The organism is Acinetobacter sp. ANC 5414 (assembly GCF_013004295.1).
In the GTDB taxonomy this organism is placed as follows: domain Bacteria; phylum Pseudomonadota; class Gammaproteobacteria; order Pseudomonadales; family Moraxellaceae; genus Acinetobacter.
Map to the genome: position 1 here is coordinate 1 of NZ_JABERM010000021.1, position 728 is coordinate 728.

Here is a 728-nt window from a genome sequence, read left to right on the forward strand (position 1 = left end):
TGCCTTTATACTCTACGCGTGATTTCCGACCACGCTGAGCGCACCTTCGTACTCCTCCGTTACTCTTTAGGAGGAGACCGCCCCAGTCAAACTACCCACCAGACATGGTCCTCGCTCCCGATTAGGGAGCAGAGTTAGAACCTCAATATTACCAGGGTGGTATTTCAAGATTGGCTCCACCAGAACTAGCGTCCTGGTTTCAAAGCCTCCCACCTATCCTACACAAGTAAGATCAAAGTTCAATGTCAAGCTGCAGTAAAGGTTCACGGGGTCTTTCCGTCTAGCCGCGGGTACACCGCATCTTCACGGCGATTTCGATTTCACTGAGTCTCTGCTGGAGACAGCGCCCCCATCATTATGCCATTCGTGCAGGTCGGAACTTACCCGACAAGGAATTTCGCTACCTTAGGACCGTTATAGTTACGGCCGCCGTTTACTGGGGCTTCGATCAAGAGCTTCGCTTACGCTAACCCCATCAATTAACCTTCCAGCACCGGGCAGGCATCACACCCTATACGTCCACTTTCGTGTTTGCAGAGTGCTATGTTTTTAATAAACAGTTGCAGGGGCCTGGTTTCTGTGGCTGTCAACCGCTCAGGGAGTAAATCCCATCACCGTCGACAGCGTACCTTCTCCCGAAGTTACGGTACCATTTTGCCTAGTTCCTTCAGCAGAGTTCTCTCAAGCGCTTTGGTCTACTCGACCTGACCACCTGTGTCGGTTTCGGG

Annotated in this window: 1 rRNA gene; it reads right to left on the bottom strand. The window is 51.8% G+C overall.

What is annotated here, in order from left to right:
* Nucleotides 1-728: ribosomal RNA gene (locus tag HLH18_RS11045) — 23S ribosomal RNA — on the bottom strand; the annotation flags it as partial.